The organism is Campylobacter lari, from assembly GCF_900638335.1.
Taxonomy (GTDB): domain Bacteria; phylum Campylobacterota; class Campylobacteria; order Campylobacterales; family Campylobacteraceae; genus Campylobacter_D; species Campylobacter_D lari_E.
Map to the genome: position 1 here is coordinate 1,076,165 of NZ_LR134508.1, position 18,509 is coordinate 1,094,673.

Genomic DNA, 18,509 nt, shown 5'->3' on the forward strand with positions numbered 1-18,509 from the left:
GAATGAAAAATATTAGAAATTTCTCTATCATAGCTCATATTGACCACGGAAAAAGCACGCTAGCTGATAGAATTATTAGTGAATGTGGTGCAATTAGTGACAGACAAATGAGCGCCCAAGTAATGGATACTATGGATATAGAAAAAGAACGTGGCATAACCATAAAAGCTCAATCTGTGCGTTTAAATTACAAATTCAATAATGAAGAATATGTATTAAATTTGATAGACACTCCAGGTCATGTTGATTTTTCTTATGAAGTAAGTCGCTCTTTAGCAAGTTGCGAAGGAGCTTTGCTTGTTGTTGATGCTTCACAAGGAGTAGAAGCTCAAACTATAGCCAATGTTTACATAGCTTTAGAAAATGATCTTGAAATCATACCAGTGATCAATAAAATTGATCTTCCTTCGGCTGATATAGAAAAAGTTAAACACGAAATAGAACATATTATAGGAATTGATTGCTCTAATGCAATTTGCGTTAGCGCAAAAACGGGTGTGGGTATAAAAGAACTCATAGAAACTATCATCACAAAAATTCCTGCGCCAAAAACTGATGATGAAGCGCCCACCAAAGCTTTAATTTATGATTCTTGGTTTGATAATTATCTTGGAGCTTTGGCTTTAGTTAGAATTTATGAGGGAAATATTGCTAAAAATGATGAAGTTTTAGTTATGAGTACAGATAAAAAACATCTCGTACAAGATCTTTTTTATCCTCATCCATTAAGCCCTATAAAAACTAAAAAATTAGAATCAGGTGAAGTAGGCGTTATCGTGCTTGGACTTAAAAATGTTGCTGATGTTCAAGTGGGCGATACTATAACACTAACTAAAAATAAAGCAAAAGAAGCTATCGGTGGTTTTGAAAAGGCCAAAGCTTTTGTTTTTGCAGGATTATACCCTATAGAAACAGACAAGTTTGAAGATTTAAGAGATGCTTTAGATAAATTAAAACTTAATGATAGTTCTATTACCTATGAGCCTGAAACATCCCTTGCTTTAGGATTTGGTTTTAGAGTTGGATTTTTAGGGCTTTTACACATGGAGGTTATTAAAGAAAGACTTGAGCGTGAGTTTAACCTTGATTTAATTGCTACTGCCCCAACTGTTACTTATGAAATTTATCAAACCGATGGAAATGTTTTAAAAATTCAAAATCCAAGTGAACTGCCTCCGGTAAATAAAATCGATCATATAAAAGAGCCTTATGTAAAGGCAACCATCATAACCCCAAGTGAATATTTAGGAAATTTAATCACTCTTTTAAATCGCAAACGTGGTATGCAAGTTAAGATGGATTATATCACTCCTGAGCGTGTTTTGCTTGAGTATGATATACCTTTAAACGAAATCGTGATGGACTTTTACGATAAACTCAAATCACTCACTAAAGGCTATGCTAGTTTTGATTATGAGCCTATTGAATTTAGAGTGGGCGATCTTGTAAAACTTGACATAAAAGTAGCTGGTGAAAATGTCGATGCGCTAAGCATTATAGTGCCAAATGAAAAAGCACTAAGTAAAGGCAGAGAATTGGTAAAAGCGATGAAAGAAATTGTCCCAAGACAGCTTTTTGAAGTTGCTATTCAAGCAAGCATAGGCAATAAAATTATTGCAAGAGAAAATGTAAAATCTATGGGTAAAAATGTAACCGCAAAATGCTATGGCGGGGATATCACTAGAAAAAGAAAACTTCTTGAAAAGCAAAAAGAAGGTAAAAAAAGAATGAAAGCTATCGGTAAAGTACATTTACCTCAAGAAGCATTTTTAAGTGTTTTAAAAATAGACTAATACCTCTAGTTTATACAACTAGAGGTATAAATTTATGCATTGATATCTAAAGAATTTCCACCCATTTCATTGATTTTTTGAGTTACTTTTTCAATAGCCTTATCAATTGTTTCATAGCTGATATCAGGAAGTTTGCCACCCCACATTTTTTCTGCTTGCGCAAATCCTGCTTTTAGACCTTCTAAACCTTTTTGAAGTTTTTCCATATCTTCACCAGCTCCGTTAATAACAAAATCAGCCAATCTTTGAGATGTTTTTGCTACACCAAAATACCCATCTTCCCCAATAAGCTCTTTTGCCTCATCAGCATTTAAACTAAGTATATCTTTACCTTCATATCCTATGGCTTTAAAATCCACATTTGATAAAATAGCTGTTAAAGAATCCTTAGATTGAGTTCCTTGAAAAATTCCCGCTTGAGATAGACCATTAGAGGAACTCATACTAAATACTTGCTGCATAAAACTCATAGCATAAAGTTCGGTTATGCCTTTTCCTCCTATACTAGCAAGCTTGTTAAGCTTATTCTCGTCAATATCTTTTATACTATTAGCACTTTTAGTATTGGCATCTTCAAGTTTTGTATTCGAATCAGCCTTCCTATTGCTAATCTGCGACTCCACTGCCACACGAGAATACGAATTTATTTGCATCCTTGCTCCTTTATTTTGTGGGTTTGTGAAAATCGGATAAAAAAAAATAAAATGAACATTAAGCCAAAAATAAAGACTTTTATAATATAATATTTATACTATATCAATGATAGGATTTTTAAAATTTAGGTAACTTATGTTTTTCAAAGATTATTTTATTGAAATTTCAGATCCATATTTTAAAGATACTATAGAAGGTATTGAATCTCTTTATTAGCTTTATTTTATTTATACAATAACCAAATAAGATAATAAAATAAATACTAATAAGGAAAACTATGTCATTGCATAATCTTTATACTAATACAAATGCTACTATATTATTTTACAAGTGTGCCCTGCCTAATATGGCAAGTGCTGCATTTATATATCTTTATGTTATCATTGATGGAATTTTTGTTGGAAGATACCTAGGATCAGATGCTCTTGCTGCTATGAATTTAGTAATGCCCTTTATCATGATAAGCTTTGCCTTAGCGGACATGATAGCTATAGGTTCATCAGTGCAAATAGCAATTAACTTGGGCAAAGGAAAAATTGAAAAAGCAAGAGCTATTTTTTCATTTTGTATCATTCTTATTTTTATCATCTCTTGCATAATGGGAATATTAGGATTTTTATTGGCAAAACCTTTAAGTGCTCTCATGGGCGCTGATGAAAACATACAAAATTTATCTACCGAATATATGCAAATTTTTGCTCTTTTTGCACCTTTTACTATGTTAGCTTTTGCTATGGATAATTATTTAAGAATATGCGGTAAAACATTTTATAGTATGGTAGTTAATATCACAGTAGCTCTAAGCAATATAGTTTTAGATTGGCTTTTTATAGTTATTTTTGAATGGAGCTTGTTTTCAGCTGCTCTAGCAACCTGCTTAGGGATGCTTTTAGGTACTATTTTAGGTTTTATGCCTTTTATTTTTAAAAATTTAACTTTAAAATTTAAAAAACCTATGATTAGTTTAAAAATACTCAAGAATATCATCTATAATGGCTCGTCTGAATTTTTTTCAAATATATCAAGTTCTATTTATACTATACTAGCTAATGCTATATTATTAAAAATAGCAGGAAATCAAGCATTAGCTGCATTTTCTATTATACTATATTTAAGCACCTTTATCTTTGCTTTGATTTTATCAATGTGCGAAGCTATGCAACCTGCTATAAGTTACAACTATGGATATAAAAACATATTAAGAATTCAAGCTATTTTTAAAAGAATGTTTATAGCATCTAGTATATTCGGAATATCTGTGTTTTTGCTTACATTTTTTTTCAACGAAATTATAATTTCTTTCTTTAATAAAAACAATGATATTAATTTTGCAAATCTAGCACAAAATGCACTTGTATTGTTTTCTTTTTCTTTTTTATTAAGCTGGCTTGGGAAACTTTGTGCATCTTTTTTTACCGCCCTAGATAAACCTATGCTTTCTTTAGCTATATCCATCATACAAAGTTTGGTATTACCTTTTATCTTTATACAGGCATTATCATATTATCTTGGCTTAAATGGAGTTTGGCTTGCCTCTTTTGCAAGTGAGGTTCTTATGGTGTTTATTGCTTCTTGTTTATTATATAAAACTTTTAAAGATCTAAACTCTTAGCTAATTTCAAACAAGAGTTTAGATCTTGCTCTTTAGATATATATAAATTGTTAAAATCTTGAAGTTTTAAAGCCGTACTTTGACCTATCACTACAACTTTATCTTCTTTTTCTAATGTAAAAAATTTCAAAAATTGTTCTATGCTTGAAGGAGCACTAAAAATAAAAACACTAGGATGATGTATTTTTAGCTCATCTTTTTTAGGCTCTATGGCTATATTTTCATAAACGATTAATTGTTTTAAAGGGATATTTTCTTTTAACAAATACTCATCAAGTCCTGAGCTAATTTTCTTCGCTCTTAGATAAAGACAATTTTTATTTTTAAACTCAAATAAAAACTCACTAGCTAAATTTTTACCATAAGCCTTGCTAGGATATTTGACATTTTTAAAACCAAGCTCTTTTGCAAAATCAGCACTTTTTTGCCCCACAGCATAAAGTTTAATATCAAAATCAATTTTGTTTCCACTTAACATTAATGCTTTTAATGCATTCTTAGAGCTAATGATTAAACAATCAAACTCTTTTAAATTAACTTCGAAATCAAGAAATTTAATTTCATTTAATCTTATAGTCTTAACACTATCAAATTCTTTATCACCTATAAAATAAATCATTATTTTCCTATAAAAGTTTTATCAAAATTTGATCTTAAATTTAAAGTTGCCATATAAGGATCATTTGCCTGCATTATCGCTCTAACCACAGCTATACCTTGTATATTACAATCTTTAAGCAAATTTAAATTAATCTCATCTATCCCACCTATAGCTACAACAGGTAAAGAACTTAAACTGGTAATTTCTTTTAACCCATCTATACCAAGCACAATACAATCTTGCTTGCTAGGCGTAGCAAAAACAGCACCTACTCCAAGATAAGTAGCTCCTTGAGCATTAGCAAGTTCACTTTTATGATTGATCGTAAGTCCTATGATTTTATCTTCGCCCAAAAGTTCCCTTGCTTTTTTTAAAGGCATATCCTTTTGTCCTATATGTACTCCATTTGCATTCACAGCCATGGCTATATCAATTCTATCGTTTATCACAAAAGGTGTGTTGTATTTTTCACATAAAGCTTTAACTTTTAAAGCAAGATTATAAAATTCTAAAGTACTAAGATTTTTTTCCCTAAGTTGCAAAATATCAATCTTAGCTTTCAAAGAAGCTTCTAAAATATTTAAAAACTCACTTTCGCTTTTCTCACCCTTGCTTGCAACAAGATAAATTTTAAATGATTTCATATTTAGCTCTTTTTTTAATTTCTTCATCATTTAAATTACTTAAAGCATCAATTAAATTCATTCTAAAACTACCACTTCCACTAGAAAGCTCTTGGGCGATTTCACTAGCTATACCAAAACTAAGTAAAGCATATAAACTAGCTTGAAATTTATCTTCTAATGCTCCTGCAAAAACCCCGCACAAGGAAGCACACATACAACCTGCACCAGTTATTTTAGTAGCCATAATAGAGCCATTATAAACTTTTGCAATGCATTCTTGGTTTATAATATAATCAATTTTTCCAGTTATAGTCAAAACACGCTTAGTTTTATATGAGTACTCTCTAGCTTTTTCTAAAAACTCATCATTAATCACAAAAGTACTATCAACCCCTCTTGCTTTACCATCTAAACCTATAACACTAGCCATTTCAGACGCATTTGCTTTAACAATACTAATGCCTTTTAGATTAAGCAATTCAAAATTAATCCCATCTCTTGCTTTACTCACTCCCAAAGCAACAGGATCAAAAACTATAGGTTTATTTAATAAAGCATATTCTTTGGTTGCTTTCAGCATAGAATTTGCTACAAGCTGATTAATTGTGCCTGTATTTAATACTAAAGCTGAGCTTATTTTAGCAAAATCAACTTGCTCTTCATAAAAATCAGCCATAGCAGCACTTGCTCCCATTGCTATAGTTACATTCGCACAATCATTGGCTGTAACATAATTAGTAATATGATGGATCAAAGGATTTTTTTCTCTTGTTATCTTGATAATCATTTTTACTCCTTATCAAATTGGAAAAAGTGATTAGTCGGGCCACAACCTTTACCAAGTGCTAAAGAATTTAATATAGCTCCATATACATAATCTTTAGCAAGTTTTATAGCTTCGTGTTTTTCTTTACCTAAAGCAAGGTTGCTAGCTATAGCCGAACTTAAAGTACAACCTGTGCCATGTGTGTTTTTTGTATTAATTTTTTCTGCTTTGAAAATACTAAATTCATTTCCATCATAAAAAACATCGTTTGTGTTATCTTTACTATGCCCACCTTTAATCAAAACACTTTTTGCACCTTCTTTGTGAAGCTTTATAGCAGCTTTTTTCATATCCTCTTCATTAAATATTTTAAAATCACATAAAAATTCAGCTTCAGGTATATTTGGAGTAAGTATATCAGCTAAAGATAAAATTTCATCTTTAAAAAACTGACAATTTTCTAAAGGCATTAAAGCATAGCCATTTTTTGCGAACATCACAGGATCTATCACTACATTTTTAGCCTTAAAGCGTAATAAATTTTCTTTTACACAAATTATAATCTCTTTTGAGCCTAGCATTCCAATTTTCACAGCAGCTGGTTCTATGTCTTCATAAACAGCTAACATTTGCTCATTTATTATCTTAGTTGGCATATCAAAACAAGAAATCACCCTTGCAGTGTTTTCAGCTACAACGCTTAAAATTACACTCATACCAAATAAATTATGCGCACTAAAGGTTTTTAAATCAGCTTGTATGCCAGCTCCACCGCTACAATCACTTCCTGCTATAGTTAAGATAGGAATTTTAGTTTTTGTTTTTGCTTGTATCATTATTATCCTTTTTTATAAAAAAGGAAAGTTTTTGCAAGAATTCAAAGTTTGCATTACCAAACTTCTCAAGGGTCGAAGTCTAACTTCCTCTCAGCAAAAGCTCCCCGTTAAAAAATTATATCTTAGTTTTAATTAATCTTAAAAAATATTTTAAAATACTGCTATAATTTTGAAAAAAAATACACAACTTTTGAGGAAAAAATGACTAAGATTATTTTTGTTTGCTTAGGGAATATCTGTCGTTCCCCTATGGCTGAATTTATTATGAAAGATCTTTTAATAAAAGCAAATTTAAACGATAGATTTGTTGTTTCTAGCGCAGGCACTTCAGGTTATCATGACGGAGAGGATATGCACTATAAAACCAAATCCATATTAAATAGCAAAAATATCAACTCAAAACCATTTTGTAGTCAAAAATTAAGCTTAAAAATGTGCGAAGAAAACGATCTTATCATTGTTATGGATAATTCTAATTATAATGATGTAATTAAAAATTTTCCAAATTTTAAACACAAAATTCACAAAATCACTTCTTATGCTTTAGAATTAGGATACGATGAAGTTCCTGATCCATGGTATAGTGGAAATTTTGATGAGACTTATAAAATACTATCTACAGCATGCTCTAATTTAATCTTTTCTATTAAAAATAATTAATTTTATTTTTGCTATAATTAGAAAATATTTTGCTTTCAAATTAAAAAATCAAAAAAGGAGTTTTATTGAAAAGTATTAAATTAAAATTATCGCTTATTGCGAATATTATGGCTATATTCTGTCTAATAGTTCTAGGTGTTATTAGTTTTATTTTTACAAAAAAGGCTTTAAACTACGAAGTTATCAAAGCTGAAACAAATTATGTTAGAGCTGCTGAAAAATCTATGAGAGATTTTAAAAATACAAACATAAATTCTCTAGAGAGATTATCTCAAGCTATTGCAAGATTTTCCTATACAGAGTTAGATACACAAGAAAAACTAATGCATAATACAGGAAAACTTTTAAAATCTTTTCGAGATGCAGGTAATTACCTAGCTGTTTATATTGCTCAACCTAATGGTGAATTAATTGTAAGTGATCCAGATAGCGATAGTAAAGGTTTAGAGTATGGAACTTATGGCAAAGCGGATAATTATGATGCTACAACAAGAGAATTTTACATAGAGGCAAAGAAAAAAAATGGTTTATATATCACCGCAGCTTATATTGATGCAACAACAGGTTTACCATGTTTTACCTATGCAATGCCTTTAATTAAAGATGGAAAATTTATCGGGGTGCTAGCTATTGATGTGCTAGTAAAAGACTTACAAACCGAATTTAGCGAACTTCCTGGAAGGACATTTGTATTTGACCACGAATTCAATGTATTTGCAGCAACAGATGAAACACTAGTAAGCAAGGAAAAAAATCCAGACATTATTACAGTTGCAAAAGCTTATGAGCAAGCTGGAGATTATAATATTTTCAATTATACTACACAAAAAGGCAAAGATAGATTTGGCATATGTGTAAAAATTGATAGTTATACAACATGTGCAGGAGAAGATATAGAAGTCATAGAAACCCCAGCCTTGAAAATAGCCTATATCCAAACATCTATTGTTGTTTTCACAAGTGTAGCTAGTATCATTCTGCTTTATTTTATCATTTCCTATTATCTCTCTCCACTTCAAGCCATTCAAACTGGTCTTAACTCTTTCTTTGATTTTATCAATCATAAAACAAAAGACTCAGCTATGATTAATGTTAAAACTAATGATGAACTTGGTGCTATGGCTAAAGCCATCAATGAAAACATCACTAAAACTAAAAATGCATTAGAACAAGATGCTAAAGCAGTAGAACAATCAGTTGAGACAGTAAGAGAAGTTGAAAGTGGTAATCTAACAGCAAGAATAACAGCAATTCCTGCTAATCCTCAACTCCTTGAACTTAAAAATTATCTCAATGAAATGCTTAGTGTTTTAGAACAAAAAGTAGGTTCTAATATGAATGAAATTAATCGTGTATTTGATAGCTATAAAGCATTAGACTTTACTACTGAAGTTAAAAACGCTAAAGGTGGAGTTGAAGTAACCGCTAATGTATTAGGTCAAGAAATAGTAGCTATGCTAAGACAATCATCTGAATTTGCTTCCTTATTAGCAGATGAGAGTGGAAAATTACAAAGCGCTGTTAAAGACTTAACAGATTCATCATCTAGCCAAGCTTCTTCTTTAGAAGAAACAGCAGCAGCATTAGAAGAGATTACTTCTTCTATGCAAAATGTATCTCATAAAACTAGTGAAGTAATTGCTCAAAGTGAAGAGATTAAAAATGTTACTTCTATTATAGGAGATATTGCTGATCAAATTAATCTACTTGCATTAAATGCTGCTATTGAAGCTGCGCGTGCAGGTGAACATGGTAGAGGTTTTGCTGTTGTTGCTGATGAAGTTAGAAATCTAGCAGAAAGAACTCAAAAGTCTTTAGGTGAGATTGAAGCAAATACTAATATCTTGGTTCAATCTATTAATGAAATGGGTGAGAGTATTAAAGAACAAACTACAGGTATTACTCAAATTAATGATGCTGTAGCTCAAATTGATCATGTAACCCAAGAGAACTTAAAAATAGCAAAAGATAGTGCTACTATATCTGATAATGTAAATAAAATAGCTAATGATATCTTAGAAGATGCTAGGAAGAAGAAGTTTTAAGAGAAGTTAAACCCATTAAGGGTTTAACTTTGTCTGATGTGAGATTTTAAGCAAACTCCATCTACGCTTAATTCGTATGCTTTTTTCAGATTATTTTCCAAATTATCCAGTAAAAATAAAATTTTAGAGTCAAACATATAAAACTCAGCCATTTTTGAAGCAATTTTTGCCAAATTCTCATCTTCTATTAAAATATATTTTGCCCCTAAAGCATTAGAAAGCAAAACCTCATCATCGTTTTTAACATATATGGCAAAATCTACCTTTTCCTCTTTTGCGCTTTTTATATTTTGTTCATTATAATCAAAACAGTTCACATTGGTTTTAATAAAAATATTTTTGTAATGACTAAATTTTTGCATATTTATCAAAGGATGTCCAAAAATTAACATAGCTTTTCCTTTACTTTTAAAAGACAATAATTTCTAAAACCACAGTTGAAAATTTTATAATCTTTCATTCCTTGCAGTTCATCATAAACCTCACTACCTTTATAAAGTAAAAATAAAGTTTTTTTATCATAAAAGCCATTTGAAATTTCAATCAAAGGTTTTATATCCATCAAAGCTCTTGAAGTGATTAAATCTACTTTAAAGGGATGGTGGTTTTGTAATTTTTCTTTTATAATATTTACATTTATCAAATTAAGCTCAGTTTTAACCACCCTTAAAAATGAAGCTTTTTTAGCACTAGGCTCAAAAAGAAAAAATTCACTTTCTTGTAAAATACAAGCTAAAAATATCGCTGGAAATCCTGCTCCACTTCCGATGTCTGCAATATTTTTTTTAGCACTTAAATCATAAAAGTCTAAAATTTTAACACTATCAATAATATTTTCATCTATGTTTTCAAGATGAGTTAAATTATGCACAGCATTAAATTTTTTCAGTATTTTTTTATAGAGCGTAATTTTTTTGAAAAAATCATCTTTATTGAAATTTTGCAAAAAATTTAATTGCTCTTCATATTTTTTCAATTTAAATGCCCCATTTGTGTATGTTTAATTTCTAAATAATCTTTATTAAAGCGATTTGCTTCTATTAAAATAGGGATTCTTAAATTTACTTTTCCTTTTAAAGAACTAAGTTTTTCAGGATTGTTAGTCAAAAGATTAATTTTAGAAATCTTATAATATTTGAGTATAAAATCTACTATTTCATAACTACGCTCATCTGCTTTAAATCCTAATTGATGATTAGCCTCTATAGTGTTAAAACCCTTATCTTGTAAAGCATAAGCATTAATTTTATTAAAAAGCCCTATACCTCTGCCTTCTTGTCTTAAATAAACTACCATACCACCATGTTCTTGAATGTATTTTAAAGAAAAATCAAGCTGCTCTCCACAATCACATTTTAAACTTCCCAAAACATCGCCCGTTAAACATTCCGAATGGATTCTAATATTAACTTCTTTTTCTAATTTTCCTTTAAAAATACAAAGATGTTCTTTATCATTTTCTTTAAAACTTTGTATATTAAATTCTCCAAAACGAGTGGGAAGTTTTGCTATTTCAGAAATTTGAATAGTCATTATTTTACTTTACCTTTTTATAAAAAATATGCTAGAATTTAAACAATTTTAACAAACAAAAAGGAAATTTATGTTTAAACGCTTTAGAAGATTAAGACTTAATGAGAATATTAGAAGCCTAGTAAAAGAAAATACCTTATATTTAGACGATTTAATTTATCCCCTTTTTGTCGTAAATGGCACTAATATTAAAAATGAAATCACATCTATGCCAGGTGTGTTTCAAATGAGCTTAGATGAAATTTTAAAAGAATGTGAAGAGCTAATTAATCTTGGTATTAAAGCTATTATTTTATTTGGTGTGCTAGAAAGTTCTAAAAAAGATAGCTGTGGAAGTGATGCATTAAGCAATGATGGTTTGATTGCTACAAGTCTAAGAACTATTAAGGCAAAATTTCCTGATTTAGTAGTGATTACTGATCTTTGTTTTTGTGAATATACCGATCATGGTCATTGTGGCATTATTGATCCAAAAAGCAAAAGCGTAGATAATGATTTAACCTTAGAAATTTCAGCCAAACAAGCCCTAATTCATGCAAAAAATGGTGCTGATATGATAGCACCAAGCGGTATGATGGATGGTATTATTGAAACTTTAAGAAAAACCTTAGATGAAAATGGTTTTGAAAATTTACCTATCATGGCCTATTCTACTAAATTTGCCTCAGCTTATTATGGGCCTTTTAGAGATGTGGCTGATTCTGCACCAAGTTATGGAGATAGAAAAACCTATCAAATGGATTTTGCTAATGGTAAAGAAGCCTTATGTGAGAGCTTAGAAGATGAAAAACAAGGTGCTGATATTTTGATGGTCAAACCAGCACTTGCATATTTAGATGTAGTTAAAGATATAGCAAACCACTCTAAACTTCCACTTTGTGTGTATAATGTAAGTGGCGAATATGCTTTATTAAAAGCAGGTCAGAAAGCAGGTGTGATTGATTATGAAAAAATAGTGCTTGAAACCATGCTTGCTTTTAAAAGAGCCGGAGCTAAGCTTATCATAACTTATCACGCAAAAGAAATTGCAAAATTATTAAACAAATAAGGAGCAAGATTGAGTAGTCTAAGTAAAAAAAGTTCTCAAGATATTATCAACGAATTATCAAGCCATTTAGGTATAGAAAAACACAATCAAACTATATTTCATCTAACTCATATCAACGAAAAAGAAAAAAAATTAAGTCTAAAAAATGGACATGAATTAGCACCCGAACCATGGTTTATAGTAGATGAAAATGATGATGTTAAAACCATGTTTTCTGTAAAAACCTTAATTGAGTTTTTACAAAATGCCAAAGAAATGCAAAAAGATAATTTTGAACTTAAACTAGAAAAGGCTATTTATCAACAAATTCCTATTGATTTTAACGATGTTTGGACAGTTGCTATGGACGAGATTAAACATCAAGTTGCTAAAGGTATAAAAGAAGTAAATATTGATTTAGATCAATTAATTAGCAATATTCATATAAAACATCCTAATTTATTTATTGATATGAAAGAAATGATGCAAAAGGTAAAACAAAATGAAAGATTATAAAAGCTTTATTAAATACTCTAAAGCGGGCCCAAGATATACATCCTATCCTACCGCAGTGGAGTTTAATACTCAATTTAAATATGAAGATTATATACAAATTTTAAAAGAACAAAAAGCACAATTATCTTTGTACTTTCATTTGCCTTTTTGCAGAAGTGCTTGTTATTTTTGTGGTTGTAATGTAATATATACTGCTAAAGAAGAAAGCAAAGAAAGATATCTGAACTATCTTTTTAAAGAGCTTGATCTTTTAGCAAATATCATCAACACTCAAAGAGAAGTAACTCAAATGCATTTTGGTGGTGGTACACCTACATTCTTTTGCGCTAAACAATTACAAAGTTTGATTTTAAAAATAAAAAGTATTTTTCCTAATTTTACTCAAGATAGCGAAGTAAGCTGTGAAATTGATCCTAGATTTTTAAATGAAGATCAAGCTGATGTTTTAATCCAAAATGGTTTTAATCGTATTAGTTTTGGTGTGCAAGATTTTGATGAAAAGGTTCAAAAGGAAATTCATAGAATTCAACCTTTTGAGTTAACCAAAAATGCAGTAGATATGGTAAGAAAAAAGGGAATTAATTCGGTAAATATGGATTTAATCTATGGTCTTCCTTATCAAAGCCTAGAAAGTTTTAAGCAAACTTTAGAAAAAGCACTACTAATCAATCCTGATCGTTTTGCTATTTTTAACTATGCACATGTGCCTTGGCTTAAAAAAAATATGAGAAAATTTGATGAAAGTACATTGCCAAGTCCTGATGTAAAACTTCAGATTTTAGAATACTGTGAAAAATTTTTAACTCAAAATGGTTATAAAATGATAGGAATGGATCATTTTGCAAAACCACAAGATGAACTTTTTAAAGCTTTAGAAAATGGTAGCTTGCATAGAAATTTCCAAGGCTATACTACAAAAGGTGGAACAGATTTAATTGGCATTGGCTTAACAAGTATAGGTGAAGGACAAAGACATTATATGCAAAATTTCAAAGACATGCCAAGTTATGAAAAAGCTATTGATGAGGGTAGATTACCTTGTGAAAAAGGTATTATGCTTGATGATGATGATGAATTAAGAAAAGCTGTTATTATGGAACTTATGAGTAATTTTGCACTTAATATAAAAAATATAGAAGATAAATTTAAGATTGATTTTTTTGAATATTTTCAACAAGATTTAAAAGAACTTGAAGAACTTAACGAATTTGTTACTATAGATGAAAATTATATCAAAGTTAATGAAACAGGAGTACTTTTAATACGTAATATTGCTATGTGTTTTGATAAATATTTAAAACGCATTAGTGAAGATAAAAAAGTATTTTCTAAAACGGTTTAATATGCTAAATATTAATGAAATTTCTAATGCTTGCGTAAAATGTGGCAAATGCATACCAGTTTGTACTATACATGAGATAAACCGCGATGAGAGTACTTCTCCTCGTGGTTTTTTGGATTTAATTAGTGCTTATAAAAACCAAGAACTAGAACTTGATAAAAATCTTAAAAAAACTTTTGAATCATGTTTTTTATGCACAAATTGCGTTGAAGTTTGTCCAAGTCATTTAAGAGTAGATAGTGCTATTGAAAAAGTGCGTTTCGATATAGCTCAAAAATTTGGCATAGCATGGTATAAAAAGCTTGCTTTCTTTTTTCTAAGACACAGAAAGATTTTAGATATTTTAGCAAGATTAGGCTATGTTTTTCAAAGTTGTGCTTTTAGTCTGCAACACAAAAATTTGGGAATGAAAGCCAAAATTAACTTACCTTTAGTTAAAAAAGATCGTTTGCTTCCTTCTTTAGCTAAAAAAAGTTTTTTAGCCTCTAATCCTGATTTTATAAGCAATCAAGGTGAAAAAACCATAGGACTTTTTATAGGTTGTTTGTCTAATTATTCTTATACTAATACAGGTTTTGCTTTACTTGAAATTTGCAAACATCTTAAAGTCAATGTTGATTTATTAAAAGATCAATCATGTTGTGGTGCTCCTCATTATTTTACCGGAGATTTTAACAGTGTAGAAAAATTAGCTAAAAAAAATATCATTTATTTTGAGGAAAAATTAAAAAGACTAGATTATATTATTATCCCAGAAGCGACCTGTTCTGCGATGATTAATATAGATTATGAACATTTTTTTCATATGCAAAATGATAAAGAATGGGCGATAAGAGCTAAAAATATTTCTAGTAAAATATTACTTGCAACAAAATATTTTTATGAATACACTAATTTAGAAGAACTCTTAAAAACAAAGAAAAAAATAAATACAAAAATTGCATATCATGATCCTTGCCATGCAAGAAAAATGCAAGGAGTTTTTAAAGAGCCAAGAGCTTTACTAAAGCAAAATTATATCTTTAAAGAACTTATCAAGTCAAATGAGTGCTGTGGTTTTGGTGGAGTTAGCATGCAAACTGATCATTATGAAAAAGCTTTGCAAGTTGGCATAAAAAAAGCTCAAAACATACAAAAAAGTGATGTAGAGATCATTAGCGCAGAATGCTCAGCTTGTAGAATGCAAATTTCAAATGTGCTAGAGCATGAAAAAATTTCTACGCAATTCTTACACCCTTTAGAATTAATAGCAAAGTTACTTCGAGATTAATTTTTATTAATCTTGATTTTTTATATCTTCAATTTTTGATCTATTTTTTTCTATCAAAATTCTATTTTGTTCTATATTTTCGCTATTTTTTTTACACTCATTTTTTAAGATTTCTATATTCTTATATAAAATTTTCATTTTTCTTTCATAACGGTTAATCAGCAAAAACACTATGAATAAAAATAAAATCAAAATAGCCCAATTTAAAAATGCCATATTTCACCTTTCTAAAGATATATTAGTATTTTTTATCTTAAATTACAATTCTTTTTAAATTTGGAGAAAGTTTGACTAAAATTTCATAATTAATTGTATTAAAAAAATTAGCCATAATATTTGCATCATTCATAACACAAATTACATCACCACTATTTTCACAAGAAAAACTATCCATAGACATTTTTCCAAGTATTTTTTTTCCATTAGGAAGAAAAAAATCTTTTTTTCCATCATAACGTAAAAGTCCATCTGCATAACCTAAATCATAAGTTGCTATTGCAAGATCTTCTTTTGCATTATATACACCACCATAACCAACACTTTGACCTTTTTTTAACACTCTTTGGCTTAACTTTTCAGCCCATAAACTCAAAACCTTACGTAAGTTTTTGTTAAAATATGCGTAACCAAATTGCACGAGCCCTACTCTACAATACTCATCATCCTTTAGCATACTCGTTCTAAACAAAGCTTCAGAATTGTGAGAGTGAAACACTAAATTTTTAGCTTCTTCCTGCAATAAATTATAGATTATTTTTTTAGCATGTTGGAATTTTTGCTTTTGCACAAAGTAACTTGCATCTATTTCATCACTTCCTGCAAAATGCATCATTACTCCATGAAGTTGCAAACTATGATTTTTAAACTCATGCAAAGTTTCTTGAATTTCTTCAGGTAAAATTCCATTCCTATGCATATTTGTATCTATAGATAAATGAATTTTAGTATTTTTTTTAATTTTTTTTATATCATTTTTGTCATTTAAAACATAGATAAATTTTTCATTTTCATCACCATGTGGATGATGAGATAAAATTAAAATATTATCAAAAAATCTATCTAACTCTTTTGCTTCAGCTTCATTTTTTACTGCTATAAAATTTATACCTTTTGCTCTAGCTATAGGAGCTAAAAGCTTAGCTCCATGCCCATAAGCATTGTCTTTAAAAACACAAATTACTTTTTCATAACCTCCAGCCTTAGAGGCTATTAAATCAAGATTATACTCATAAGCTAAGCGATCGATTTTTATATAAGCCATTATTGTTCAGCTAAAATTCGCATTTTATCTTCAACTAGCTTAACATAAAGAACTTTTTCCCCTTTGAATTTATAATTAGTACTACGATAGTCTTCATAAAATCCTATTCTAAAAATCTTTTCATTTTTTTCATTTGGATAAGGACTTATGCTAATATCTGAAAATTTAATAGTTTTTTCTTCTTTTTTGGCAAAAATTCTTTCTTTATTTTTTGCAAACTGTTCATAGGTAAATTTATTTTGATGTTTAAATATTTTTTGATCATAAAAAGATAAATATCTATTGATATCACTTTTTTGCCAACTATCTCTCCAAGCAAATAAATTTGCTAACAAAGTAGCTACTTCTTCATGATTTGTCCTGACTTTATTTTTCTCTTCTGTCATTGCATAAGTTTTTCTATCAGCCACTAATTTATTAAAATCTTCTAGCAAATCATTTTGCACAGCAATACAACCTCTAGTCTTATAAGTATCCAAACGCGTTCCATCTAAAGGATAACCATGAATCCAAATTCCACCACCTGTTTTTCCTAAAGTTTTATCAAGTATATTTGGATAAGTCGTTGCAAAAGCAAACGGTCCATAATATGGATCTCCAGGGTAAAATTTCTTTCCAAGCTCATAAAAACCTATAGGAGTTTTTAAATCCCCTTCTATTTCTTTATCTCCAGCTAAACCAGTTAAAACTTCTTTTTGAATAAATTTCTTTTCTACTTTGCCATTGTTATAATGATAAACTCTAATGATTTTATCGCTTTTATTAGTTAAAACAATAGCAACATTTTCTTCATAATAACCAAGACTAACATTTTTATCTTTTATTTCATTAAGCCAAAAATCTTTTTTACTTAATTCTTGTTCTAGCACCTTTTCAACTGCACCAATACCTTGATTTAAATAAATTTTTGCAAGATTATTTGCATTTGCAAATATAGTTAAACTGAATAATGCCAATATAATTTTAAACAATTTTCACCTTTCTACCAAAATTTTAAAACAACAAAGAAGTAATTATAATATTTTTACAATAAATATATTTTTAATTTTTTCCGTGTATAATGTTTATAATTGATTAAAAAATAATAAAGGTAAAATAATGAAAAAATTACTTAGCTTAACCATATTAAGTGCTTTTGCTATTGCAAATGAAATTACCATAAATGCTCCTTATGTAAGACAAACTCCACCAAATTCTAAAACCACAGCATTTTTTTTAGAGCTTAAAAATAACTCTGATAAAGATATAAAACTAATAAAAGCTCAAAGCTCACTAAGTGATACAACTGAAATTCACGATCATATCATGGAAAATGGTAAAAAAATGATGGTACAAATCCCTCAAATTACCATAAAAGCTAATTCAAGCACTGAACTTAAACCAGGTGGTAAGCATATTATGGTATTAAATCTCAAAGAAAATATCACACCACAAACCAAAGCTAATCTGACGCTTTATTTTGATGATAACAGCACGATTGAACTAAAAGATATCGAGTCAAGAAGTATTAAAAAATAATGAAAAATCTACTTATTTTTACTCTAGCTATAGTTTTTGCTATATGCGGGGCTTATGTTTATACTAATTCATCAAATACTGGAAAAAAAAGAGAATTAATCACCACTTTAACACCCTTAGTATGCGATCTAAATATCCAAGAATGTGTGTATAACTATAAAGATAAAAAAATCTTAGTAAATTTGAATCCAAAGCCTATTGCTACATTAAATGAGCTTGATTTAAATATCACTAATTTGGGTGAATTTAAAAAACTAAATGCTAGAGTTTATGGACTTAATATGTATATGGGAGATATTGTTCCGCAATTTAAAAAAATCAACAACACTTACCATGCTAAATTAGTTTTAAGTTCTTGCACACTAGATGTAATGCGTTTTAGAATAGAACTTTTTGATGATGAAGCTCCACTAGGTTTTTATTTTGACTTTGATGTAAAAAGGTGAAAT

21 protein-coding genes and 1 pseudogene are annotated in these 18,509 nt (G+C 29.3%); 11 read left to right on the top strand and 11 right to left on the bottom strand.

Annotation, left to right across the window (positions count from 1 at the left end):
* The first annotated feature begins 2 nt into the window (after window positions 1-2).
* On the top strand, window positions 3-1,793 hold the full coding sequence (lepA, locus tag EL235_RS05565; RefSeq protein ID WP_126340980.1) for a translation elongation factor 4: 1,791 nt from the start codon (window positions 3-5) through the stop codon (window positions 1,791-1,793).
* Between the two features lie 32 nt (window positions 1,794-1,825).
* On the opposite strand, the gene EL235_RS05570 is transcribed toward lepA, so the two are convergent.
* The gene (locus EL235_RS05570) at window positions 1,826-2,446 is read right to left on the bottom strand and encodes a hypothetical protein (protein WP_039626681.1); all 621 of its coding nucleotides are present in this window, start codon (window positions 2,444-2,446) and stop codon (window positions 1,826-1,828) included.
* Window positions 2,447-2,730: 284 nt separating this feature from the next.
* On the opposite strand from EL235_RS05570, the gene EL235_RS05575 reads away from it, so the two are divergent.
* Complete coding sequence (locus tag EL235_RS05575; RefSeq protein WP_039627513.1) at window positions 2,731-4,059, top strand: MATE efflux family protein; 1,329 nt, start codon at window positions 2,731-2,733, stop codon at window positions 4,057-4,059.
* Here EL235_RS05575 and EL235_RS05580 read toward each other — a convergent pair.
* From EL235_RS05580 to thiD, 4 genes are read right to left on the bottom strand one after another with little or no spacing between them, the layout of a single operon-like run.
* Window positions 4,040-4,681: a uroporphyrinogen-III synthase gene (locus tag EL235_RS05580; RefSeq protein ID WP_308400913.1), complete on the bottom strand. Its 642-nt coding sequence runs from the start codon at window positions 4,679-4,681 to the stop codon at window positions 4,040-4,042. The two genes, EL235_RS05575 and EL235_RS05580, sit on opposite strands and share 20 nt — an antisense overlap.
* Window positions 4,678-5,304, bottom strand: a complete 627-nt coding sequence (thiE, locus tag EL235_RS05585; RefSeq protein ID WP_039627515.1) for a thiamine phosphate synthase — start codon at window positions 5,302-5,304, stop codon at window positions 4,678-4,680. Before thiE ends, EL235_RS05580 begins: the two co-directional genes overlap by 4 nt.
* On the bottom strand, window positions 5,291-6,073 hold the full coding sequence (gene thiM / locus EL235_RS05590; protein ID WP_126340981.1) for a hydroxyethylthiazole kinase: 783 nt from the start codon (window positions 6,071-6,073) through the stop codon (window positions 5,291-5,293). The genes thiE and thiM overlap by 14 nt, the downstream gene beginning before the upstream one ends.
* Window positions 6,074-6,075: 2 nt before the next feature.
* Window positions 6,076-6,885, bottom strand: coding sequence for a bifunctional hydroxymethylpyrimidine kinase/phosphomethylpyrimidine kinase (thiD, locus tag EL235_RS05595; RefSeq protein ID WP_197719684.1), 810 nt, complete (start codon window positions 6,883-6,885; stop codon window positions 6,076-6,078).
* A gap of 204 nt (window positions 6,886-7,089) precedes the next feature.
* On the opposite strand from thiD, the gene EL235_RS05600 reads away from it, so the two are divergent.
* From EL235_RS05600 to EL235_RS08185, 3 genes and pseudogenes are all read left to right on the top strand, one after another.
* Window positions 7,090-7,548, top strand: a complete 459-nt coding sequence (locus EL235_RS05600) for a low molecular weight protein-tyrosine-phosphatase (RefSeq protein ID WP_039626686.1) — start codon at window positions 7,090-7,092, stop codon at window positions 7,546-7,548.
* Window positions 7,549-7,871: 323 nt separating this feature from the next.
* Window positions 7,872-8,144: pseudogene (locus EL235_RS08100) on the top strand (PDC sensor domain-containing protein); the annotation flags it as partial.
* Window positions 8,136-9,593 (top strand): methyl-accepting chemotaxis protein, encoded by a 1,458-nt coding sequence (locus EL235_RS08185; RefSeq protein ID WP_503487509.1) that lies wholly within the window; start codon window positions 8,136-8,138, stop codon window positions 9,591-9,593. The pseudogene EL235_RS08100 and the gene EL235_RS08185, both read left to right, overlap by 9 nt.
* 23 nt (window positions 9,594-9,616) lie before the next feature.
* Here EL235_RS08185 and EL235_RS05610 read toward each other — a convergent pair whose 3' ends face one another.
* The 3 genes from EL235_RS05610 to ribA are packed head-to-tail and all read right to left on the bottom strand — an operon-like array spanning window position 9,617 to window position 11,126.
* A complete protein-coding gene (locus EL235_RS05610) occupies window positions 9,617-9,985 on the bottom strand; it encodes a hypothetical protein (protein WP_039626690.1) in 369 nt (122 codons plus the stop codon).
* Complete coding sequence (rsmG, locus tag EL235_RS05615) at window positions 9,979-10,569, bottom strand: 16S rRNA (guanine(527)-N(7))-methyltransferase RsmG (protein WP_114640499.1); 591 nt, start codon at window positions 10,567-10,569, stop codon at window positions 9,979-9,981. The genes EL235_RS05610 and rsmG overlap by 7 nt, the downstream gene beginning before the upstream one ends.
* Window positions 10,566-11,126 carry a GTP cyclohydrolase II gene (gene ribA / locus EL235_RS05620; protein WP_039626692.1) on the bottom strand — a complete coding sequence of 187 codons (561 nt, stop codon included), beginning with the start codon at window positions 11,124-11,126 and terminating at the stop codon, window positions 10,566-10,568. The genes rsmG and ribA overlap by 4 nt, the downstream gene beginning before the upstream one ends.
* 70 nt (window positions 11,127-11,196) lie before the next feature.
* Between ribA and hemB the strand changes: the two genes are divergently transcribed.
* Genes hemB through EL235_RS05640 form a run of 4 tightly spaced genes read left to right on the top strand, consistent with a single transcriptional unit; the run spans window position 11,197 to window position 15,281 of the window.
* Entirely contained in the window at window positions 11,197-12,174 is a 978-nt protein-coding gene (hemB, locus tag EL235_RS05625) for a porphobilinogen synthase (RefSeq protein WP_126340984.1), read from the top strand.
* 9 nt (window positions 12,175-12,183) lie between these two features.
* The gene (locus tag EL235_RS05630) at window positions 12,184-12,669 is read left to right on the top strand and encodes a DUF2603 domain-containing protein (protein ID WP_039626696.1); all 486 of its coding nucleotides are present in this window, start codon (window positions 12,184-12,186) and stop codon (window positions 12,667-12,669) included.
* Complete coding sequence (gene hemN, locus EL235_RS05635) at window positions 12,656-14,011, top strand: oxygen-independent coproporphyrinogen III oxidase (protein WP_039626699.1); 1,356 nt, start codon at window positions 12,656-12,658, stop codon at window positions 14,009-14,011. Before EL235_RS05630 ends, hemN begins: the two co-directional genes overlap by 14 nt.
* 1 nt (window position 14,012) lies before the next feature.
* Window positions 14,013-15,281, top strand: a complete 1,269-nt coding sequence (locus EL235_RS05640; protein ID WP_126340985.1) for a (Fe-S)-binding protein — start codon at window positions 14,013-14,015, stop codon at window positions 15,279-15,281.
* Window positions 15,282-15,287: 6 nt separating this feature from the next.
* On the opposite strand, the gene EL235_RS05645 is transcribed toward EL235_RS05640, so the two are convergent.
* The 3 genes from EL235_RS05645 to EL235_RS05655 are packed head-to-tail and all read right to left on the bottom strand — an operon-like array spanning window position 15,288 to window position 17,513.
* Complete coding sequence (locus EL235_RS05645; RefSeq protein WP_039618841.1) at window positions 15,288-15,497, bottom strand: hypothetical protein; 210 nt, start codon at window positions 15,495-15,497, stop codon at window positions 15,288-15,290.
* Between the two features lie 37 nt (window positions 15,498-15,534).
* Window positions 15,535-16,542, bottom strand: coding sequence for an alanine racemase (locus tag EL235_RS05650; protein WP_126340986.1), 1,008 nt, complete (start codon window positions 16,540-16,542; stop codon window positions 15,535-15,537).
* Window positions 16,542-17,513 (bottom strand): L,D-transpeptidase family protein, encoded by a 972-nt coding sequence (locus EL235_RS05655; protein WP_039626705.1) that lies wholly within the window; start codon window positions 17,511-17,513, stop codon window positions 16,542-16,544. The genes EL235_RS05650 and EL235_RS05655 overlap by 1 nt, the downstream gene beginning before the upstream one ends.
* A 127-nt stretch (window positions 17,514-17,640) precedes the next feature.
* Here EL235_RS05655 and EL235_RS05660 point away from each other — a divergent pair, with 127 nt between their 5' ends.
* Together EL235_RS05660 and EL235_RS05665 are read left to right on the top strand one after the other, a co-directional pair.
* Complete coding sequence (locus tag EL235_RS05660) at window positions 17,641-18,060, top strand: copper chaperone PCu(A)C (protein ID WP_039626707.1); 420 nt, start codon at window positions 17,641-17,643, stop codon at window positions 18,058-18,060.
* Window positions 18,060-18,506, top strand: coding sequence for a hypothetical protein (locus EL235_RS05665; RefSeq protein ID WP_126340987.1), 447 nt, complete (start codon window positions 18,060-18,062; stop codon window positions 18,504-18,506). Before EL235_RS05660 ends, EL235_RS05665 begins: the two co-directional genes overlap by 1 nt.
* Window positions 18,507-18,509 lie beyond the last annotated feature (3 nt).